The sequence below is a fragment of the Pseudomonas sp. RW3S2 genome (genome assembly GCF_014268955.1).
GTDB classification, from domain to species: domain Bacteria; phylum Pseudomonadota; class Gammaproteobacteria; order Pseudomonadales; family Pseudomonadaceae; genus Aquipseudomonas; species Aquipseudomonas wayambapalatensis.
The window spans coordinates 91,356-111,490 of sequence record NZ_JABWRM010000003.1 but is presented as its reverse complement, the minus strand read 5'-3'; the positions used below and the strand labels follow the sequence as shown (position 1 = coordinate 111,490).

Below are 20,135 nucleotides of genomic sequence, written 5' to 3'. Positions count from 1 at the left end.
GCCGCTGTCTTGCGGATCAGCGCAACTCCTTGACCATCTTTTCCAACGTTTCCAGCACTGCGCCTGCCAACTTCTTGGAGCGCGCGCCCGACCAGCCGCACTTGGCGTCGGGGTTGTCGTCGTGGTCCTTGAACGGCATTTCCAAGGTCAGCGACAGGCAGTCGTAGGCCTGCCCGACCGCATTGCAGGCCAGCGTCATGTTCGCTTGGCCAGGCTGGTCGCGGGTGTAGCCGTGGACGGTCTGGAAGTCTTTGGTCACGCTGCACAGGGTGCTACGAAACTGCTCCTCCAGCTTGGCGATGCGTGGTGTGTAGCCCGGGTTGCCTTCGCAGGCCGCGGTGAATACATGGGGGATTTCCTCGTCGCCATGGGCGTCGACGAAGGCATCCACGCCGTACTGCTTCATCTGGCTCTGGGCGAAGAACACCTCCGGGCTGAGCTCGACACTGGCGTCCTGCCAGGCACGGTTGAGGTCCTTACCCTTGAAGTTGGTGCGCAGATGGCCGAGGAAGGCGCCGTCAGGGTTCATGTTGGGGATCAGGTACAGGTCGGCTTGGGCAAGCAGGCGCTGGACCGTTGCATCGTTGCTCTCAAGGCAGTCGATCACGCCCTCCATGAACCACTCGGCCATGTGTTCACCGGGGTGCTGCTGGGCGATGATCCACAGTTTGCGCTTGCCGTCGGCGCCATCACCGGCACGCAGCAGCGGGATGTCGCGGCCCTGCACGCTACGACCGCTGGCCAGCAGCGTGACGCCGGGAATATGCCGGGCCCGCTCGATGAGCTGGTTGTGGCGCGCGCGTGGGTAGGGTTCGAAATAGGCGAACCAAGCCTGTGGCTGTTCGGCCGTGAAATCGAACGCCAGGGCCTTGCCGTCGAAGCTGCTGGGTACGCGGAACCAGTTCTGCTGGTCGTACGACGCCACGGCGTGGTAGCCGTCCCAGGCGTTCTTGTAGGAGGACTCATGGGCGTTGTCGAGGCTGAAGCGGTGGGTCTGGCCGACCGTCAGGCCGCTCACCTTGAAATGGAACCACTGGAAGTGGCCGCTGTGGGTGTCGGGGCGGATGGCCAGGCGCACCTGGCGCGGGTCACTGGCATCCAGTACCTGGATATTGCCGGAATCGAAATCGCAGTCGATCTGCAGTGGGGACAGCGTCACGGTCATTGCCAGACTCCTGTGGCTTTGTTGTGACGCTACTGTAGCTCAACGACAGGTGGGGTGTCTTTGCTGGCCCCTTTACGCGACAAGCTCCCGCGCGAGGGCGGCGCCTGCGTATCAGGCGAGCAGCCCGAGGGCGATCAATGCGGCAACGCCCAGGCCTACGGCAATCGAACACCCGCCCAGCGATAACGCGGCACGGCCATTGCGATACCCGCCATCCTGGCCCAACTGGCGAGCTGGAGCCAGCAGGCTGCGCCAGCACAGTTCGATCTGCTCAAAGGCCTGCAGGTGCTGCGGCGCGGCGTCCAGCCAACGGCGGAAATCGATGCGCTCGCAGGTTGTCGCCTCCGGGCTTTGCAGGCGCACGTACCATTGGCCGGCAATGCTGGCCAGGCGGTCGCCACGTGGCAATGCGCTTTGCAGTGCCTGGAAGAGATGGCGTTCGATGGTCAGCAGGGGCAGGTCGAGGCGGGCAGCAATGTCGGCAATGCCGAGCTGGTCGAGGCGATTGAGCAGAAACACCTGCTGAACCCGGCGTGGCAAGCGCCTGAGGCCATGCAGCAACGTGTCTTCGGTAGGCGGGCGGGCGACTTGCGGGCCATGCTCGAGGGGCAGCAGCAGACGGGTCATGGACGGCTCCTTGCGCGAGAAGAGGGGGAGAGGGGGCATCCTCCCTGATGCGCAGGCAGCTTAATCTTAACGAGATTGATTCTCAAGTGCTGTTTGTGCAAAACGCTGTAACACGCATTCACGAATTGACACACCTTTGCTATCATCGCGACCATTCAACGCGGTAACCCTTCTTCATTAGCCTGAAGAGCCAAAAAAAATGACCCGGCAAAAAGCCGGGTCAAAAACCGTGATTAGCCTGATGAGGAGATAATCTGAGCGCCCGACCTGAGGGCTCCAGGTTATCCAGCGGGTCTCGCGACCTGCTGAGTGCAATAATAATCGTTATCATTTGCAAGTCAAATGATTTTTCTGTCCTCCAGAAAAATAATTTCTTGCGCACTTCCTCTGTCCGGCAACCGGGCAGTGTCAGTTACCCGGTCATCACGTACTCCCGTCTTTCACAGCCCTTGTGGCGCACGCCGTTGCTCCAGCATCGCGCGGGCCATGTTCACCATATGCATCAATGCGAACAGCACCTCGCGGGTCGTGCCCTGTTGGTGGCTGCCGGTCTCTTGTGCCGTGGCTGCTGCGCAGCGCAGCAGGGCCATGGCGTGGGCGCTGGCCTGCTCTGGGGAGACCTCCTCGCGAAGGGTCCAGGGCACGCTGTCGATGCTGGTGTGGGGGGGCGTCGGGTTGAGGTAGTAATCGAGCGTGCGACGCGCGGCCTCGCTGTCCAAATCCTTTTCTGGATGTGTCATCGGTTTCATCCTGTTACCTGTTGAGCGTGATAGGGAAATCAGTACACTCGAATACTAATACGAAAAGTACTTATGCCTATCAGATTAATAATACAATATGTGTATTGAGCGCTGATGGGCAGTCCGTATCGTGCGGGCGATGGAAAAATGGATCGCGCTGGTCAAGCAAAGGATGCGGGAGCTGGGGCTTTCGCAGGAACAACTCGCCGAACGTGTTGGGGTGACCCAGGGCGGTGTCGGCCATTGGCTGCGTGGCACCCGTCAGCCGAAGGTGGGCATGATGAACCAGGTCCTGCAGGCCCTGGGGATGGCGCACCTGCATGTTTCGCTGCGCATGGTACGCATCGACCAACTGGCCGAGCCCAATGGCGCCTACGCCGCCGAGGCAGGCGGGGATGACGACGACCTGCTGCAGTACATCATGTGCTTCCGCTATCCGGTGCTGGCCTGGACCGAGCTGGAGGGGCCGTGGCCCGAGGGGTGCATCGTCTATGAGCAGACCGACTACCCGGCGCTGGGCAAGGCATTCTGGTTGCCGGTCGAAGGCGACCTGATGAGCGCCGCCACCGGCCCCAGCGTGCCCGAGCAAACGCTGGTGCTGGTGGATCCTGGGGTGCCGGCGGCGCCAGGCAAACTGGTGATCGCCCGGCAGAAGGGCACCTCGGCGATGTTCCGGCAGTTGGTCGAGGATGGCGGGCAGCGGTATCTCAAACCGTTGAACCCGACCTACCCGAAGCTGCTGTGCGGCGAGGATTTCGAAGTGCTGGGCGTGGTGGTGAGGTCGCACGGGCGGCATTGAGCCCGCCCGGCCATGTCATGCGGCTAGTCTTCATCCAGGCGCGGAAAACCAGCGCAATCCCTGCAGGAGCGGCACATGGCCGCTCCTGCAGGCCCCTCAGCTCTCTTCCAGTTCCACCAGCACCGTCCCTTCGCTGACCATGTCGCCTTCCTGGCAGAACAGCGCCTTCACGATCCCCGCCTGCGGTGCACGAATACTGTGCTCCATCTTCATTGCCTCCAGCACCACCAGCGCCGTTCCGGCTTCCACTGCCTGACCCGCTTCGACCAGCACGCGCACGATGCTGCCGTTCATGGGCGCGCCAAGCCCCCCCTGATGGCCATGGCTGGCCTCGGCGGCGGCAATCGGATCGAATGCCGTGACTGCGTGCAGTTCGCCCGCCCATTGCAGGTACAGCACGCCCTCGCGACGAATGGCCAGGTAGCGCCGCCGCAGGCCATCCTGGTCCTGCACCAGTTGCTCGCCGAACAAATGGAACGCTGAGGGCGCGCTGTTCTGCAGCGCCACGGCCTGGTCCTGACCCTCGCATGACAGATGCAGGCTGCTGCGGGCTGGCAGGCCCAGGCGCAAGCCATCGCAGCGGGCCCAGGGCGAGTTGCCGTCGTCTGTGCGACGTCGTGGCGAGCCGCTCTGCAGCCAGGCTTCGGCAGCGGCTTGCCAGAACAGCGCCGGACGCTCGCCGGTGGCGGGCAGCAGCACTCCGTGATGACGGCCAATGAAGCCGGTATCCAGTTCGGCGGCCGCGAAGGCCGGATGGGCGAGGATGCGCCGCAGGAAGGCGATGTTGGTTTTCAAGCCGCCGATGGCGAACTCGTCGAGCATGGCCAGTAGTCGCAAGCGCGCCTGTTCACGATCCTGTCCCCAGGCGATCAGCTTGCCCAGCATCGGGTCGTAGAACGGCGAGATCACATCGCCCTCGCTGACCCCGCTGTCGACCCGGCGCCCTTCGCCTGGCGCCGATTCGCGGTACAGCGCCAGGGTGCCGGTGGCCGGCAGGAAGTCATTGGCCGGATCTTCCGCATACAGCCGCACCTCGATGGCATGGCCAACCAGCGGCACCTGCTCCTGGGTGATCGGCAAGGCCTCGCCGCAAGCGACACGGATCTGCCAGGCCACCAGGTCCAGCCCGGTGATCGCCTCGGTGACCGGGTGTTCGACCTGCAGGCGGGTGTTCATTTCCATGAAGAAGAACTCGCCGCGGGCATCGAGCAGGAACTCCACGGTGCCAGCGCCGACATAACCGATGGCCTGGGCCGCGCGCACCGCCGCCTCACCCATGGCTTGGCGCAGTTGCGCCGACAAGCCTGGGGCCGGAGCCTCTTCGACAACCTTCTGGTGGCGACGCTGGATCGAGCAGTCGCGTTCGTTGAGGTACAGGCAATGGCCGTGTTGGTCGGCGAACACCTGGATTTCCACGTGCCGAGGCTTGAGCACGTACTTTTCCACCAACATTCGCGCATCGCCGAACGACGATTGCGCCTCGCGTTGTGCCGAGGCCAGGGCGTCGGCCAGCTCGCTCTCCTGCTCGACCACCTTCATGCCCTTGCCGCCACCCCCGGCACTGGCCTTGAGCAGCACCGGATAACCAATGCGTTCGGCAGCGGCACGGAAGGTCTCCAGGTCCTGGGCGTCACCGTGATAGCCGGGCACCAGCGGCACCCCGGCGGCTTCCATCAGGGCCTTGGCCGCCGACTTGCTGCCCATGGCATCGATGGCGCTGGCCGGTGGGCCGAGGAAGATCAGCCCGGCCTGCTCGATGGCGCGGGCAAAGCCTGCGTTCTCGGAAAGAAAGCCGTAGCCGGGATGGATCGCCTGTGCGCCACTGGCCTTGGCTGCAGCGATCAGCTTGTCGATCACCAGGTAGCTGTCGGCGGCCTTGGTGCCGCCCAGGTCGACGCGGATATCGGCTTCGCGGCTGTGCCGGGCGTCACGGTCGGTGGCGCTGTGCACTGCGACGGTGGTCAGGCCCATGGCCTTGGCGGTGCGCATCACCCGACAGGCGATCTCGCCGCGGTTGGCGACCAGCAGGGTGGTCAGCGGGGGGTGGCTCATGGGCGAGGTTCCTTGTCGACGGGCTGCCAGGCGGGGCGGCGTTTTTCCAGGAAGGCGCTCAGGCCCTCCTGGCCTTCGGGGCTGACACGAATGCGGGCGATGGTGTTCTCGGTGTAGCGGCGCAGGGCAGGGCTCAGTTCGCCATCGTCCACCTCGCGCAGCAGGTCCTTGGTGGCGCGCAGGGCCTGAGGGCTGTTGAGCAGCAGGTTGTCGATCCAGGCCTGGACCTGGGTGTCCAGTTCGCTGGCAGGGTACACCTCGGCCAGCAGGCCCAGCTCGCGGGCGCGCGCACCACTGAAGCGCTCGGCGGTCAGGGCATAGCGGCGAGCGGCACGCTCACCGATGGCCTTGACCACGAACGGGCTGATCACTGCCGGTGCCAGGCCGATGCGGACCTCCGACAGACACAGCTGTGCATCTTCAGCGCCGATCGCCATGTCGCAGCAACTGATCAGGCCCAGCGCACCACCGAATGCGGCGCCCTGGACCACGGCCAGGGTCGGCGCCTTGAGGCGATGCAGCGCATACATCAGCTCGCCCAGTTCATGGGCGTCGTCCAGGTTGGTATTGAAGTCCAATTGCGCCGACTGCTGCATCCAGGCCAGGTCAGCACCGGCGCTGAAGTGCCGGCCACGGCCACGCAGCAGCACGAAGCGCAGGCGGCTGTCTTCGCCCAGTTGGTCGATGGCAACGATCAGCTCGCGAATCATCTGGGCGTTGAAGGCGTTGTTCTTGTCTTCCCGGCTCAGCCACAGGGTGGCGAAGCCGCGAGGGTCCTTTATCACTTCGAGGGTGGCAAAATCGCTCATGGGTCACATCCGGAAAATGCCGAAGCGGCTCTGTTCGATCGGGGCGTTCAGCGCAGCGGACAAGGCAAGGCTCAGCACTTCACGGGTTTGCGCCGGGTCGATGACGCCGTCATCCCACAGCCGGGCGCTGGAATAGTAGGGGTGGCCCTGGCGCTCGTACTGGTCGAGGATCGGCTGCTTGAGCTGCTTTTCGTCCTCGGCGCTGAACACCTCGCCACTGCGCTCGCTCTGCTCGCGCTTGACCTGGGCCAGCACGCCAGCGGCCTGTTCGGCGCCCATCACGCCAATTCGCGCGTTAGGCCACATCCACAGGAAGCGCGGATCGTAGGCGCGCCCGCACATGCCGTAGTTGCCAGCACCGAAGCTGCCGCCGATGATCACCGTGAACTTCGGCACCTGGGCGCAGGCCACTGCGGTTACCAGCTTGGCGCCGTGCTTGGCGATACCGCCTTCCTCGTATTTCTTGCCGACCATGAATCCCGTGATGTTCTGCAGGAACAACAGCGGGATGCCGCGTTGGCAGGCCAGTTCGATGAAGTGCGCGCCTTTTTGCGCAGCCTCGGCGAAGAGGATGCCGTTGTTGGCCAGGATCGCTACCGGGTAGCCGTGCAGGTGGGCGAAACCGCACACCAGGGTGGTGCCGAACAGGGCCTTGAATTCATCGAACACGGAGCCATCGACCAGGCGCGCGATGATCTCGCGCACATCGAACGGTTGCTTGGCATCGGCCGGCACCACGCCGTACAGCTCCTGGGCGTCGTACAGCGGTTCGATCGGTGCCTGGCATTGCAGGCGCCCGAGTTTGTGCCAGTTGAGGTTGGCCACGCTGCGCCGGGCGATCGCCAGGGCATGCTCGTCGTTGTCGGCATAGTGGTCGGCCACGCCGCTGGTGCGGCAATGCACATCGGCGCCGCCCAGGTCTTCGGCGCTCACCACCTCGCCGGTGGCGGCCTTCACCAGCGGCGGGCCGGCGAGGAAGATGGTCGCCTGCTGGCGCACCATGATCGCTTCGTCGGCCATCGCCGGCACATAGGCGCCACCTGCGGTGCACGAGCCCATCACCACGGCGATCTGCGCAATGCCGAGGGCGCTCATGTTGGCCTGGTTGAAGAAGATCCGTCCGAAGTGCTCACGATCCGGGAACACTTCGTCCTGGCGTGGCAGGTTGGCGCCGCCGGAGTCGACCAGATAGATGCACGGCAGGCGATTCTGCAGGGCGATGGTCTGCGCGCGCAGGTGTTTCTTCACGGTCAGCGGGTAGTAGGAGCCGCCTTTGACCGTGGCGTCGTTGGCCACGATCATGCACTCGACCCCTTCGACGCGGCCGATGCCGGCGATCACGCCTGCTGCCGGCACGTCTTCGCCATACACCTCATGGGCGGCGAGCTGGCCGATCTCGAGAAACGCCGAGCCCGGGTCGAGCAGGCGGTCGATGCGCTCGCGCGGCAGCAGCTTGCCGCGCGAGGTATGGCGCTGCTGGGCCTTGGGCCCGCCGCCCTGGCTGACCTGGGCCAGCAGGGTGCGCAGGGCATCGACCTGTTCGAGCATGGCCGCGCTGTTGCTGGCGAACTCAGCCGAGCGCGGGTTGATCTGGGTGTGCAGGGTAGCCATGGACGCCAGCTCCTTGTACTCAGCGGGTTTCGTTGAACAGTTCGCGACCGATCAGCATCCGGCGAATTTCGCTGGTGCCGGCACCGATCTCGTAGAGTTTGGCGTCACGCAGCAGGCGGCCGGCCGGGAATTCATTGATGTAGCCGTTGCCGCCGAGAATCTGGATCGCTTCCAGGGCCATCTGCGTAGCGCGTTCGGCGGTGTAGAGGATCACCCCGGCGGCGTCCTTGCGCGTGGTCTCGCCACGGTCGCAGGCCTGGGCCACGGCGTAGAGGTAGGCGCGGCTGGCGTTGAGCTGGGTGTACATGTCGGCGATCTTGCCCTGGATCAGCTGGAATTCGCCGATGCTCTGGCCGAACTGCTTGCGATCGTGGATGTAGGGCACCACCAGGTCCATGCAGCTCTGCATGATGCCGGTCGGACCGCCCGAGAGCACCACGCGCTCGTAGTCCAGGCCGCTCATCAGCACACGCACACCGCCATTGAGCTGGCCGAGGATGTTTTCTTCCGGCACTTCGACGCCATCGAAGAACAGCTCGCAGGTGTTGGAGCCGCGCATGCCCAGCTTGTCGAACTTGTTGCTGCGCGAGAAGCCCTTCCAGTCACGTTCGACGATGAATGCGCTGATGCCGTGCGGGCCCTTGTCCAGGTCGGTCTTGGCGTAGATCACGTAGGTGTTGGCGTCGGGGCCGTTGGTGATCCAGGTCTTGCTGCCGTTGAGTACATAGCGGTCGCCGCGTTTCTCGGCGCGCAATTTCATCGACACCACGTCGGAGCCGGCATTGGGCTCGCTCATGGCCAGGGCGCCGATGTGCTCGCCGCTGATCAGCTTGGGCAGGTACTTCAGCTTCTGTTCATGGGTGCCGTTGCGGTTGATCTGGTTGACGCAGAGGTTGGAGTGGGCGCCATAGGACAGTGCCACCGAGGCCGAGGCACGGCTGATCTCTTCCATCGACACCACATGGGCCAGGTAGCCCAGGCCTGCGCCGCCATATTCCTCCGCGACGGTGATGCCCAGCAGGCCCATGTCGCCGAACTTGCGCCACATGTCGGCGGGGAACAGGTTGTCGTGGTCGATCTGCGCCGCGCGCGGGGCGAGTTCGGCGGCAGCGAAGGTGCGTACCTGGTCGCGGAGCATGTCGATGGTCTCGCCCAGGGCGAAGTTCAGGGTCGGGTAATGCATGGGGGCACCTTGTTGTTCTTGAAATTCGAGGTACTGCACCGACCCTGTGGGAGCGGGCTTGCCCGCGATGCCCGTCAGAACGGCCAGCGCTGTTGTCTGGTCCGGCCTCATCGCGGGCAAGTCCGCTCCCACAGGGTCGGTGCTCGTGGTTGACGTTAACGTAAACCTGCCTTTCCGGGCTGTCAATTGGAACATCACCTTTACGTAAACGTAAATCTGCGCCAGAGTAATTGCCGCTTGCTTCAGTCATGCCCAGAACAACCACAAGAAGGGACACTCATGAGTCAACCAAGCTACACCCGCGGCCGCCAGGACCGGCCTCTGCTGACCCAGACCATCGGCCAGGCGTTCGATGCCACCGCCGCCCGCTGGCCCGAGCGCGAGGCCCTGGTGGTGCGTCACCAAGGCCTGCGCTATAGCTGGCGCGCGTTGGCCGAGCAGGTCGAGGTGCATGCCAGGGCCCTGATTGCCCTGGGCGTGGCCAGTGGCGATCGCGTCGGTATCTGGGCGCCTAACTGCGCCCAGTGGTGCATCCTGCAGATCGCCACGGCGAAGGTCGGCGCGATCCTGGTCAACATCAACCCGGCGTACCGGGTGGGCGAGCTGGAGTATGTGTTGCGTCAGTCCGGCTGCAGCTGGCTGGTGTGTGCCGATGCCTTCAAGTCGTCCGACTATCACGCGATGGTCCAGGAAATGCTGCCCGAGCTGGGTGCGCAGCCGCTGGCGAGTGAACGCCTGCCGGACCTGCAGGGCGTCATCAGCCTGTCGTCGCACCCGCCCGAAGGCTTTCTGCCCTGGGATGCACTGGCCGAACGGGCAGGGCAGGTCGATGCCCAGGCGTTGCAGGCGAGGCAGCAGGGCTTGCAGTTCGACCAGGCGGTGAACATCCAGTACACCTCCGGCACCACTGGCGCGCCGAAAGGCGCCACGCTCAGCCACTACAACATCCTCAACAACGGCTTCATGGTCGGCGAAAGCCTGGGCCTGAGCGAACGGGACCGCATGGTGATCCCGGTGCCGCTGTACCACTGCTTTGGCATGGTCATGGCCAACCTGGGTTGCATCACCCACGGCAGCACCATGATCTACCCCAACGACGCCTTCGATCCCGAGTTGACGCTGCAGGCCGTGGCCCAAGAGCGTGCCAGCATCCTCTATGGCGTGCCGACCATGTTCATCGCCATGCTCGACCACCCGTCGCGCAGCACCCTGGACCTCTCGACCCTGCGCAGCGGCATCATGGCCGGTGCCACCTGCCCGATCGAGGTGATGCGCCGGGTGATCGAGCAGATGCACATGGGTGAGGTGCAGATCGCCTACGGCATGACCGAGACCAGCCCGGTGTCGCTGCAGACAGGCCCGGATGACGAGCTGGAACTGCGCGTGACCACGGTCGGGCGCACGCAGCCGCAACTGGAGACCAAGCTGGTGGACGCGCACGGCGCCATCGTCCCGCGTGGCGAGATCGGCGAGCTCTGCACCCGCGGCTACAGCGTGATGCTCGGTTACTGGGATAACCCCGAAGCCACTCAACAGGCGATCGATCCGGCGCGCTGGATGCGCACGGGTGACCTGGCGGTGATGGACGAACAGGGCTATGTGCGCATCGTCGGGCGCAACAAGGACATGATCATTCGCGGCGGCGAGAATATCTATCCGCGAGAGCTCGAGGAGTTTTTCCATACCCACCCGGCGGTTGCCGATGCTCAGGTGATCGGCATCCCTTGCAGCCGCTATGGTGAGGAGGTCGTGGCCTGGATCAAGCTGCACCCCGGGCACAGCGCCACGGTCGAGGACTTGCAGGCCTGGTGCAAGGCACGCATCGCGCACTTCAAGGTGCCGCGGCATTTCCGCTTCGTCGAAGCGTTCCCGATGACGGTGACCGGCAAGGTGCAGAAGTTCCGCATGCGCGAGATCAGCATGGCGGAAATTGGGGCGCGATGATAATCGAACTCCTTCTCCGCCAACCCGTCAGGCAGGAGAAGGAGTGCAGATCAAAAAAACATCATAGTAAATCGGCCAATGACTCGATGGTGTCTCCCTTTTCCAGTTCGCCGGCAGACAGGTCGACGTCAAATTCGCTTTTCAAATGAAGTGCAAGCTTGTTATCGTTGCCAATTATTTCCCTGATAAGCGTATCGTTATTGAGGTCGCTGATTTTCTTGCCGTACTTGTTGGCGAGCAGTACTTTGAGTTTTTTCAGGTTATCCATGATGCCTCCTGCGTCTGGTGACAGTATGAGTCTGGGGGGAGAGGAAGTGCTATCGACCCTTCGAGATGTTGGTGATTGCTGATGTGTTTATGGTTAGGGTACTAACCTTATAATAACTTCGTATTTCCAGTTTTGCCTCGGTACCATCAATGCTTAGTAACTTGCCGGTTGCCAGATTGGCACCGTATTGGCTTGTGTAGTGAATTCTGATGTTATCAACGCCTTTCCATGCTTGCGCTTGTTTCACAAGTTCTGCCAGTTTTTCTTTTTTGGCTTTCAGAGACTCTGCAGCTTTGCGCGCCGAGGCCGCACTTTGCGCAGCCTTCTGCGCCTGTTCGGCGGCTTGCTTTGCCTTGCTGGCCTGGGTAACGGTTTCCTCATACTGCTTGGATTTCGCTGCGGCGTCGGCAGCTGTCCGCGCTGTTGTTGCTCGCCTGGCAGCTTCTTGCGCTTCGTTCACGGCATCGTTGGCTTTTTTGGCCTCAGCCGCCGCTTCGGGGGTTGAAAGGACGGGCACCTTGGCATCGGCCTCGGCGGCGTTGACGGCCTTTTGTGCCGCGAGTTCGTCTTGTTTGGCTGCAGAGACAGCAGCGGTTGCGGCGTCTTTGCGCTTAGCCTCGACGGCTTTCTGGGCTGCTTCGGCTTCGCGTTTTGCCTTGGCAGCTTTTTCGGCTGCCTCTGCGATGCGTTTTGCCTTGGCGGCTTGTTGGGCCAGCTGCGCCTGGCGTTTTGCTTCGGCCGCAGTCGCTGCGTCGGCTGCTCGTTTTGCTTCGGCTGCTGCTGCGTCGGCTTTACGTTTTGCTTCGGCGGTCGCTGCCGCGTCGGTTTTATGTTCTGCCTCTGGCTTTCTGGATGCCGCGTCGGCCTTATTTTCCGTCTCTGGCTTTCTGCCAGCCCCGTTTTTGGCATCTACGTCCGCTGTGGTCTTCGCCATTAGCGCTTTGACCTCTTTTCTGAACGACTCCCCGCCATCCATTGCGGTGTAACTGATCTCGACCTCGATATCGGTGACCAGGCAATTACCATCAGGATCATACAGAGGCGCCCTTTTATTGTTGTTGGCCTGGTCGGCGTTCGGGAACGACAGTACCCAGCTCGAGATAGCGCCTGTGCCCTCGAAGGGTTGATAGCGTGTTTCATCCTTGGGTGAGGGCTGCAGATCGAAGTTTCGGGTGGTCTCCTTGGCCGACCATATAGCCGCTTGTTGGTTCGGTCGAAGGTCACGCAGCAAGCTGTCCTCGCTACCTTCGGTGGCTGAGTAGAGTCGCTGCGCGCCTGCGCTTTCATTGCTGAGCAGGACGATGTTCTTGGTCTGGGTCAGCATGGCTGAGACTGGGCCGGACAAAGATTTCTTACCGTTCTTGAACGTCAGCACGATTCGCTCGATCCGTCGCAGGTACTGGCCTGGATACTGTTCGTCGAAATGCCGGGCGGTCAGGTCGAAGGGCACTTCGCCGGCCTTCAGATGCTTGTGCAATTCTTCGGTGGTCCAGGCCATGCAAGTACAAAGCGATAGGTCGAGGCGGATATCCAGTGGGCGTTCGTTGTTGCTGATCGCCGCCACGTCCATTTGTATCAGGTCGCGCTCCAGCGCTTCACCGGCGAGCATGCCGCGCCAGTTGTCGAGCCAGCCGTCGGTACGGATCCAGGTGCTTCTGAAATCCCCCAACTCGTATTGCAGGCAGGCTTCTGCCATCAGGCACAGCGACACTGTGGCGTCGTAGGCACTGCTGTAGATGCCCGACAACCTTCCGATCAGCCACAGGTAGGTCGGATGGCTCGAGAAGACCGTGGTCATGACTTCGTATTCGGCGCGGTGTGCCGCTAGCGTCGCCCTCGCTTCCTCAACGGCGATCCCGGCGGCGCGGACATGGATGTCCTGTTCCTGCAATTGCTTTTCCAGCACCTGCAGCTCCAGTTGCGCCTGATCTGCCTGGAATTGCCACTCCTGAGCGCGGAGTTGGTAGTCAGCCTGCAGGCGAAGTTCGTCCTTGGTCATGTCGGCTATTTCGCTAAACATCCTGAAACAGGTTCCGCTTGCAGCGGCCCCCCTGCCCGGTCGGTTACCACCAAACGCCAAACCAAAGACGGTGGGAATGGCGGCATCGATGGCGCCTGAGGTGGCCTCCATGGAGATTGCCACGCCAAGAGACAGCCGTGACATGTAGCCGAATGCACGCGATGCATGCTCCAGGTCGGTGATCCCTTCATCGACCAGCCCTTGGTAATAGTTCAAACGCTGCTGGATCATTTGTTTGCTCGAGAGCAGGGTATCCCGACCTCGTTTCGCCGATTCCAGCGCCTGCTCCTGCAGGCGATAAGGGAAGTCGAGCAACTTGATGAGGTTGGCTTTGCCGAGCACGGCCAGTTGCAGGGCGCTCTCACGATCGTAGAAACGCGTCATCGTCTGCCCCAGTTCGATCAGTTGCAGTACGGCTGCGTCGGCGCTCTTGCGCACCTCGGCGTAGCGGCAGGGCGGTACGGGGCGCGCCACGGGGATGGCCGGGTCTGTGTCTAGACTGGCGCTGGGATAGCCGAGACTCGGCGGATTGAACACATTGGGATCCTGCAGTACTGAGGCCGGCTTGCCATCCAGGGTCAGGCCGTGGCGCAGGTTGAACAGGCGGTTGCGCAGCAAGTTGCGCAACTCCACCAGCTTGCCGTTAAGCGGTGGTACGAAATTCGTGATTCGGGCATCGGCCAACGACAGTGCCTGTGCCGGGGCGGTGGAAAATTGCTCCGGCAGCACGCCGATCAGGCGCAGGGCCTTGTCGTAGCAGATCGCAGCCTCGACCAGGGTATCGCGGGTCAACTGGCGGTACAGGTCGTCGCCCTGGCGCTGCCAGCTCTCGGCCACGAACAGATGCAGGGCCTTGCGGTAGCGTTCGGGGGCGGCATAGCCCAGCAGGTCGGGGTCGTTGACCGTCTCATCCGTACCATGGGCGGCGGGAGCGCTCAGCGGCTGGCTCAACCAATACAGTGGTGGATGGTTGCCCGAGCTCGGGGTCCAGGTACGGTAGGGGTCGAACAGATAGCGTGTGCACCAGCGCCAAGCCTCGCGATACTCGCGGTTCTGGCGCAGTTGCCAGGCCACCAGGAAGGGCGCGTGGAAGAACAGTTCCCAGAAGTACAGGCCGTTGGCACCGCGAAAATCGACGGTGGTAGCTGTGCTGCCCGCTTCCAGCCGGGGTTCGGGAAGGCATTGGGCTTGCCACGACAACGCAGCTTCCACGGACTGAGTGGCCAATGCAACCAGTTGCTTGCCGAACAGGGTGTTGAGCCGCAGGCTCTGAATGGCCAGCGCTTGGCCGGTGGGCGCCTTCCGGTTGGCTTCATGCAGGTCCAGGTACAGCGCCTGCTCGCTGTTGCGCAGGATCTGGACGCTGGGGACAGCGTCGTCGTCCAGGGTTTTCAATGCATACCCTTGGGACAGTGAGCCGAGCAGTTCCCTGCCGTCATACAGCTCAAGCTTATGGGTGAACCGGGTAATTTCGCTGCTGATCGGGACCCGGTAATCGATCTGGCCACGGCCGTCGGCAATGAGTACGTCTTCCAATACCAACAAGTGGTTGGGATCGAGGCACAAGAGGATTCTGCGGCAAGCCTCAGGGTGCAGGTGGCGTAAGCGAACGGCCGCGTCCAGTGCGATACCGCTCGGCGCGGAGCCGATATCCGCGAGTATGGCGGCGGTTTCCTCGTCGATGTAGGCGTTCATGACATCTGCATTATTGTTGGTTCGGGCCCGCGCGATGGCGTCGGCGACAGACAGGCGGGTATCGGCTCCGCCTTCCTCGGCCAGGCCCATTTTGCGGTTGTAGTCGTTCTGGGTGGTGTAGCGAACCTTGAGCAGGGTTCGGCTGAATGCTTGAAAGGCATCTTTGGTTGTGGCGTTTTTAGCGAAATCCTTCAGATCGTTCAGATTGAGCTCATTGAGTAGTGATTGCTCATGTTGGCTCAGTGCCCAGTTAGGCTTAATGTCGGGATCTATCGAGGTGGTCAGCAGGGCTCTGATTTTTTTAGCGCTAGCGACTTTAAGCTTCCTTCTTAGGACCTTTGCGCGTGCGACTACAACGCGCTTCTTGTACGGCATTTGGAAGTCGTTTAGTAGAGTTTGGTGTGTGCATAAAGAGATGAGTTTTCGAGGGCTTTCCCAGTCCTGAGTGGTTGTGATGTATAATCCCTGGTCGATATGGAAAAGAGAGTCGCATATTTCACGAAACTCGAGCCAAAGGTTTTTCTTTGAGTTGTGAGATGTCGAAAGTAATATATATTTCGTTTCTTCGTTTTGCGTTAGGGTGGTGTGCTCTGCGAGGCTCGATATGATAAGGCCTCTTTCGAGGCCTGAGTGCTCGTGAAGTTTGAGTATTTCAACGGTTGAGTCGCTCTCTTGGGTTTTGTCGAAGGTGATTAATTCGTTGATCTCAAAAGTTATTTCTTCGTTGTCAAAGGTGCCTTTAATGATGTTGCGTTCGAGTTCGTATTGGCCTGTTTTTGTTTTAAAGTGACTGTCTGACTTTACGGTGATTAACTGCTCTGTGTGATTGCCTTTCAATGTTGCTTCAATGTTTGCACGCCCTTTGTTTGTGACGTCGAGTCGAGTCTTGAACAACGCTTCTGCATATGAGGTCCATGTAAACGCTTCGCTCCCTTCGTCACGTTCCTCCAGCGCCAAAACGGCCCCGACGTAAGGATGCTGAACCGTCCGCGGATCATGGAAGAACTGGACCCAGTCCTTGACCAAGGCTGCTTCGATGGGGCGCGAGCCCGAGCGTTGCGTATCCAGATGCTTGGGTTCGAGCAGCAGCAGGTCCTTCGAGACCAGGAAGTAATCGTGGTCGGGTTTCCAGTCAGCCTTGGCAGTGCCCTTCGCGAAATGATCCGGATGCGCATCGAACAGCATCACGGTCAGCCACGGATCATGCTGACGAATCCCCATGGTGTTGACCATTACGCACAAGCCTGGCACGAACGCCTTGGTCCTGAGCGATGGGTAGTTCTCTGCGGTGCCTAATGTTTGCTTTGGCGCGTTCTGCGTGAAATCGAAGGCAGCCCCGGGGCCTGTTCCGTCCAGGTGCAGCAATGTGTTAGCTGGGCTCCAGGCCCCATCGGTTTGCTGGAAAGCAAAGCAGACCTTCAACGGGTAATAACCACTGGGCTTGTTGTCTTTGCCCATTGCCAGGGCTGTCGCCCCCCACTCCACCCACACGGCGTAACGACGGCCGGCGATGATGACGGGGCGTATCAGTTCGATTCGCTCGCGCGCATCGTCGTCGTTCGAGCCGGTGATGTTCGGCAGCGTCGTCGTCGCCAGCTCACCGCTGACCGTCAGCGATAACTTCTGCCACTCTCCCCACGCCAGCATACTGGGCGCGTTGTTCTGGTCGCGCTGGCTCATGTCCAGGGTGCGCCAGTAGTATTCCACCGGCTCGACATTGCTCTTGCCGATGAAGTGATAGGTGTCGGTGAGTGGCGAGGTCCCATCGACATAGGCCGAAATCGGCTGGATGTTGCTCAGTTTCTCGAAGCTGCTCAAGTAGCTCACCATCGCTTGCTGGATATCCAGAGGCTGGCACTTGCCCTGGGCCAGGAGATTCTCCAGTTCGGTGAAGGCTGTGGTCTTGCGTATGCGGCGGGTCGGGTCGATAAAGTTGTGCGGCTCGTTGCGCACCTGCTGGCGCAACTTCCAGTTCTCGTAACGGCTGGCATACAGCTGCCATTCGTCGCGCTCGGCCTCGCTCAACTGGGTGTCGCGGTAACCTTTTTCCTGGCGCGAGTAGATCTGGTGCAGGTAACGCTGCGCGCTGGCGATGGCCGACATCAGGCGCGTGGTTTTCGGCTCGTGGGAAACCTGAGTATCAATCAGCAGATAATCAGCCAATGCCTGAGGGCTCTTGATCCAGCTACGCTGGCTGTCGGCGGGTACCCAGACGGCAAGCATCCAGTTCACCAGCGCATCGCGCCACGCCACGCTCAGTTGCTCATCGAGCGCCTTGCGCTGCTTGTCGGTGCAACTTTGCCGCACGGTTGTGGCTGCTTGTTGGAACGGGGCATGGTCGTGGGTGCCGGGCAGTTGGCGAAGTCCGACCAAGGCATCGACCGACAACCCATGCCGCTTCGACAGATCCAGCAACCGCAGCAGGCGGTCGAGCTCGCCTACCGTGGCGGGCGGTGAAAGCGTCGTCAGCCCCTCCAGGCTACCCTTGGCTTCGCCAAGGACGGCCTCCAGCGAGGCCCAGGCCTTGGCTTGATCGGCTGCGCTCACAGGGTCGCTGGTGGTGCTCGCTCTGTCAGCCAGATAATCGAGCAAGGCGCTCTCGCTGTGCGTGCTCGGGCATCTTGTCAGTAGCGCTTTATAGCGGCTGAGCATATACACGACGCTGAGATCAAGCTCGCGCAAAACGGTGCCCGTCTCATCCAATAAATCGAAGTACTCAGGCTTTTCCAGCAGTTTGGTGATCGTGCCAGCGCTGAGCCCGAGCATTTTCACGAAAACGGCGTGGCGGTCCAGCAAGGCCCAGTCGTTGAGGTCGTCTTCGGTGAAACAGTCGTCTATAGGTAAACGTTGGCCGTTGTAGCATTGCTGGAGGGTGGCTATGCGCCGACGGAACTCATTGGTGTCAAGGCCGACCCAGCGTAACAGTGGTAGTACCTGTGCCACGTTGTCCAACTGCAGGGCATGTTGCAACGCTGCCAGCAGTTGGGACTCATCGGAGATGACGGCCTCACAGATCGTTTTGCAGTGAGGGCGTAAAAGCGGCAGCTCAGTCTGTAGCGCCAGGTACAGTTGGTCAACGCTCCAGGGCTGCTGCTTCAGCCATTCCACGGTATCCATCACGGCGACGATCACATCGACGATATCCGCCTCTGACGGCTCCGCTGCAAGGCGGGGCCAGCCGGCCAGTTGCGTCATGCACGCAGGCTGCTCCTGCTCCAGCAGGGCAATGGCCAACAAGCCGGCCTCGACTGGCAAGCCGAACAGGCGGGGCAGTTGGGTCAAGCGATAACACGCCGAAACCACTGCCAGCGAGCGTAAGGGCTGGTCCAGCCCCTGAGCCTTGATCACCTTGTTCAACACCGCGCACAGCACCGGCTCGCTGACCTTGAAGGCCAGGCACAGTTGCTTGACGGTGAGAATGTCCTCGGGGTTGTTGGATTGCGGGTCGAATGCCTGCCCATCCAGTTTCATGACGGCCAGTGCGCCGCCGCTGTCTTCGAGCGTAGCCGGGGCGAACAGTTGATCGTAGAACGGCCTTTCCCGGTCGGTGCCGTAGACACTGATCTCACAGATCAACGCCGAATACTGCTGGGGGCCGATGTTGTACTTCTGCTGCAGATGGCGGAACAAGCCCAGTGCGCGCAAGGTATTGTCGGTGAGCGCGAAATCGTCCGTCGAGTCGTCAGACCAGATTGCAGCCATGACCAGCCAGTCGGCTTCACTGTAATTCAGTTTCAGGGCGCGCTGGATCACCAGGATGCGCTCTAGGCGGTACAGATGGTCGTCGGTGATGCCGCTGATTTCGACGCTCTTGTCGGAGGGATCTGGCTGGGTGAGGTATAGCGCAGTATCACTCTGATTGACGTACTCGGCAGCGTAAACCGCGCTGGAGGGCAGGTAATGATCAGCGGCCCGCACATGCTGGCTGAGCCTGACCGTACTCTTGTACTCGCCAATGGCGCTGACGGCCAGAAGTTCGCGTAGTTCCTTGCGGGTCAGCGCCAGTGCCTTGCTCACGGCCTGGGTGGTGGTCAAGCCTTTGAGCGGGGAGTCCGCAGCACTGGGCTCGAGCAACCATGAGCGCAGTTGGGGGGAGAAACCGCTGCTCAAGGTGGTTGCCGCCCTCTGGGCTGACAGCGTGAGATGATCGAAGATGAATGCTGGCCACTCCAGTTCGGCGGCACGCAGTGCGTCCAGCAGCGGTAGCTGCTTGAGCGTCAGGGCTGCCTTCACCGACTCCCATGTCGCGTGGAAGGGTACACTGCCGAGATGCACCTTTGCCGCGACGGCCTCTTGCAGCGTTTGATCGTTCGGCAGCGCTTGCTGTGCATGCTGTTCCAACACGCCCAGCAGCAAGCGCAGGCTGGGCAAGACCTTTTTCGCGCTGCGCTCATCGAGCTTGAGTCGCATCAGGTCGGGGCGCCGCTGCTGCAAGGTGATCGGCGCCGTGACATCGGCACGGGTTTCCAGAGCCTCGATCATATCCTTGAGGTAGACCAGATATGCCGCCTGGCTGGTATTGGCCTGGAGTGCGCCGGGGGCGCAGCGCACAGTGTCGTCGGGGAACAGGTTGCTGTATGTGACTGTGTCCTTGCGCGAGCCAGGCGCGTTGCTCGTGGTTGGGCTGAATAGCTTGTTCATTGCGAATCACCATTGAAAGGAAATGTGACCACAGAGCCAGACAGCTCTCCAAGTATGTGTGCGACTTGAATGTAAGCCGTGCAGGTTGATTGCACACCTGGCAAAAATGCTAGGTGTGACCGCTCGTTACGGCGGGAGAATCAGAGGGGATAGATGGCAGGGAAGGCGCAGACGCTGTTTTTCTGTGCGTGGCTACGCCTTCTGGTGACACTCGCAGAAATGCTTGGTGCGCCGGGTTTGGCTATGTGCGGGGCAGGTTACGGTCTGTCGCCGTGGAGTCGACAGTCCATAACCTTGTCTATCCTCAAGCTTTCACCGGCGGCTCCTGGCTCGGCGGATCACCTACCGTCGGTGGCACGGTCGGCTTGATCGGCAGTTCGTCCGGATCTTCCTCGGGCACCGGCGGCGGCAGCGCCGGGTCGTCGATGTTCGGATCGGGCGTCTCCGGTGGAGTGGGAATGTTCATGGCCTGACCTCGCGCAGTGGATGAAGAGGTTGTGCAGGCTTCGACCTGCCGTACCAGCCATTCGCTCAATTTTTTTGAACCCGCCGCGCACCCACGGCTCTGAACCCTTACCGCC

The 20,135-nt window shown here is 61.6% G+C and carries 12 protein-coding genes; 2 read left to right on the top strand and 10 right to left on the bottom strand.

Translation table 11 applies throughout. From position 1 onward, the window contains the following. Positions 1 to 16: 16 nt before the first annotated feature. From HU748_RS05690 to HU748_RS05680, 3 genes are all read right to left on the bottom strand, one after another. Positions 17 to 1,165 carry a carboxypeptidase family protein gene (locus HU748_RS05690; RefSeq protein WP_186669504.1) on the bottom strand — a complete coding sequence of 383 codons (1,149 nt, stop codon included), beginning with the start codon at positions 1,163 to 1,165 and terminating at the stop codon, positions 17 to 19. Between the two features lie 111 nt (positions 1,166 to 1,276). Then, on the bottom strand, positions 1,277 to 1,792 hold the full coding sequence (locus HU748_RS05685; protein ID WP_186719629.1) for a DUF4880 domain-containing protein: 516 nt from the start codon (positions 1,790 to 1,792) through the stop codon (positions 1,277 to 1,279). A 440-nt stretch (positions 1,793 to 2,232) separates the two neighbouring features. Beyond that, entirely contained in the window at positions 2,233 to 2,541 is a 309-nt protein-coding gene (locus HU748_RS05680; protein ID WP_186719627.1) for a hypothetical protein, read from the bottom strand. 130 nt (positions 2,542 to 2,671) lie between these two features. On the opposite strand from HU748_RS05680, the gene HU748_RS05675 reads away from it, so the two are divergent. Continuing rightward, the gene (locus tag HU748_RS05675; RefSeq protein WP_238343291.1) at positions 2,672 to 3,331 is read left to right on the top strand and encodes a S24 family peptidase; all 660 of its coding nucleotides are present in this window, start codon (positions 2,672 to 2,674) and stop codon (positions 3,329 to 3,331) included. Between the two features lie 96 nt (positions 3,332 to 3,427). Here the strand turns inward: HU748_RS05675 and HU748_RS05670 are convergent, their stop codons facing one another. From HU748_RS05670 to HU748_RS05655, 4 genes are read right to left on the bottom strand one after another with little or no spacing between them, the layout of a single operon-like run. Next, positions 3,428 to 5,383 (bottom strand): acetyl/propionyl/methylcrotonyl-CoA carboxylase subunit alpha, encoded by a 1,956-nt coding sequence (locus tag HU748_RS05670; RefSeq protein WP_186719625.1) that lies wholly within the window; start codon positions 5,381 to 5,383, stop codon positions 3,428 to 3,430. Next, entirely contained in the window at positions 5,380 to 6,192 is an 813-nt protein-coding gene (locus HU748_RS05665) for a gamma-carboxygeranoyl-CoA hydratase (protein ID WP_186669496.1), read from the bottom strand. Before HU748_RS05665 ends, HU748_RS05670 begins: the two co-directional genes overlap by 4 nt. 3 nt (positions 6,193 to 6,195) lie before the next feature. Beyond that, positions 6,196 to 7,803: a carboxyl transferase domain-containing protein gene (locus tag HU748_RS05660; protein ID WP_186719623.1), complete on the bottom strand. Its 1,608-nt coding sequence runs from the start codon at positions 7,801 to 7,803 to the stop codon at positions 6,196 to 6,198. A 19-nt stretch (positions 7,804 to 7,822) separates the two neighbouring features. Then, on the bottom strand, positions 7,823 to 8,986 hold the full coding sequence (locus HU748_RS05655) for an isovaleryl-CoA dehydrogenase (RefSeq protein ID WP_186669492.1): 1,164 nt from the start codon (positions 8,984 to 8,986) through the stop codon (positions 7,823 to 7,825). Positions 8,987 to 9,265: 279 nt separating this feature from the next. On the opposite strand from HU748_RS05655, the gene HU748_RS05650 reads away from it, so the two are divergent. Further along, positions 9,266 to 10,930: an AMP-binding protein gene (locus HU748_RS05650; RefSeq protein WP_186719621.1), complete on the top strand. Its 1,665-nt coding sequence runs from the start codon at positions 9,266 to 9,268 to the stop codon at positions 10,928 to 10,930. Positions 10,931 to 10,991: 61 nt separating this feature from the next. On the opposite strand, the gene HU748_RS05645 is transcribed toward HU748_RS05650, so the two are convergent. The 3 genes from HU748_RS05645 to HU748_RS05635 form a co-directional block, all read right to left on the bottom strand. Beyond that, the gene (locus HU748_RS05645) at positions 10,992 to 11,198 is read right to left on the bottom strand and encodes a hypothetical protein (protein ID WP_186719619.1); all 207 of its coding nucleotides are present in this window, start codon (positions 11,196 to 11,198) and stop codon (positions 10,992 to 10,994) included. A 49-nt stretch (positions 11,199 to 11,247) separates the two neighbouring features. Further along, the gene (locus tag HU748_RS05640) at positions 11,248 to 19,554 is read right to left on the bottom strand and encodes a neuraminidase-like domain-containing protein (RefSeq protein ID WP_186719618.1); all 8,307 of its coding nucleotides are present in this window, start codon (positions 19,552 to 19,554) and stop codon (positions 11,248 to 11,250) included. Positions 19,555 to 19,858: 304 nt separating this feature from the next. After that, on the bottom strand, positions 19,859 to 20,020 hold the full coding sequence (locus HU748_RS05635; RefSeq protein WP_186669484.1) for a hypothetical protein: 162 nt from the start codon (positions 20,018 to 20,020) through the stop codon (positions 19,859 to 19,861). Positions 20,021 to 20,135: the final 115 nt, after the last annotated feature.

Excerpts from the sequence above, each read along its gene's own strand:
- HU748_RS05690 (WP_186669504.1), bottom strand. The coding sequence starts at position 1,165 with ATGACCGTGACGCTGTCCCCACTGCAGATCGACTGCGATTTCGATTCC.
- HU748_RS05685 (WP_186719629.1), bottom strand. The coding sequence starts at position 1,792 with ATGACCCGTCTGCTGCTGCCCCTCGAGCATGGCCCGCAAGTCGCCCGC.
- HU748_RS05680 (WP_186719627.1), bottom strand. The coding sequence starts at position 2,541 with ATGAAACCGATGACACATCCAGAAAAGGATTTGGACAGCGAGGCCGCG.
- HU748_RS05675 (WP_238343291.1), top strand. The coding sequence starts at position 2,672 with ATGGAAAAATGGATCGCGCTGGTCAAGCAAAGGATGCGGGAGCTGGGG.
- HU748_RS05670 (WP_186719625.1), bottom strand. The coding sequence starts at position 5,383 with ATGAGCCACCCCCCGCTGACCACCCTGCTGGTCGCCAACCGCGGCGAG.
- HU748_RS05665 (WP_186669496.1), bottom strand. The coding sequence starts at position 6,192 with ATGAGCGATTTTGCCACCCTCGAAGTGATAAAGGACCCTCGCGGCTTC.
- HU748_RS05660 (WP_186719623.1), bottom strand. The coding sequence starts at position 7,803 with ATGGCTACCCTGCACACCCAGATCAACCCGCGCTCGGCTGAGTTCGCC.
- HU748_RS05655 (WP_186669492.1), bottom strand. The coding sequence starts at position 8,986 with ATGCATTACCCGACCCTGAACTTCGCCCTGGGCGAGACCATCGACATG.
- HU748_RS05650 (WP_186719621.1), top strand. The coding sequence starts at position 9,266 with ATGAGTCAACCAAGCTACACCCGCGGCCGCCAGGACCGGCCTCTGCTG.
- HU748_RS05645 (WP_186719619.1), bottom strand. The coding sequence starts at position 11,198 with ATGGATAACCTGAAAAAACTCAAAGTACTGCTCGCCAACAAGTACGGC.
- HU748_RS05640 (WP_186719618.1), bottom strand. The coding sequence starts at position 19,554 with ATGAACAAGCTATTCAGCCCAACCACGAGCAACGCGCCTGGCTCGCGC.
- HU748_RS05635 (WP_186669484.1), bottom strand. The coding sequence starts at position 20,020 with ATGAACATTCCCACTCCACCGGAGACGCCCGATCCGAACATCGACGAC.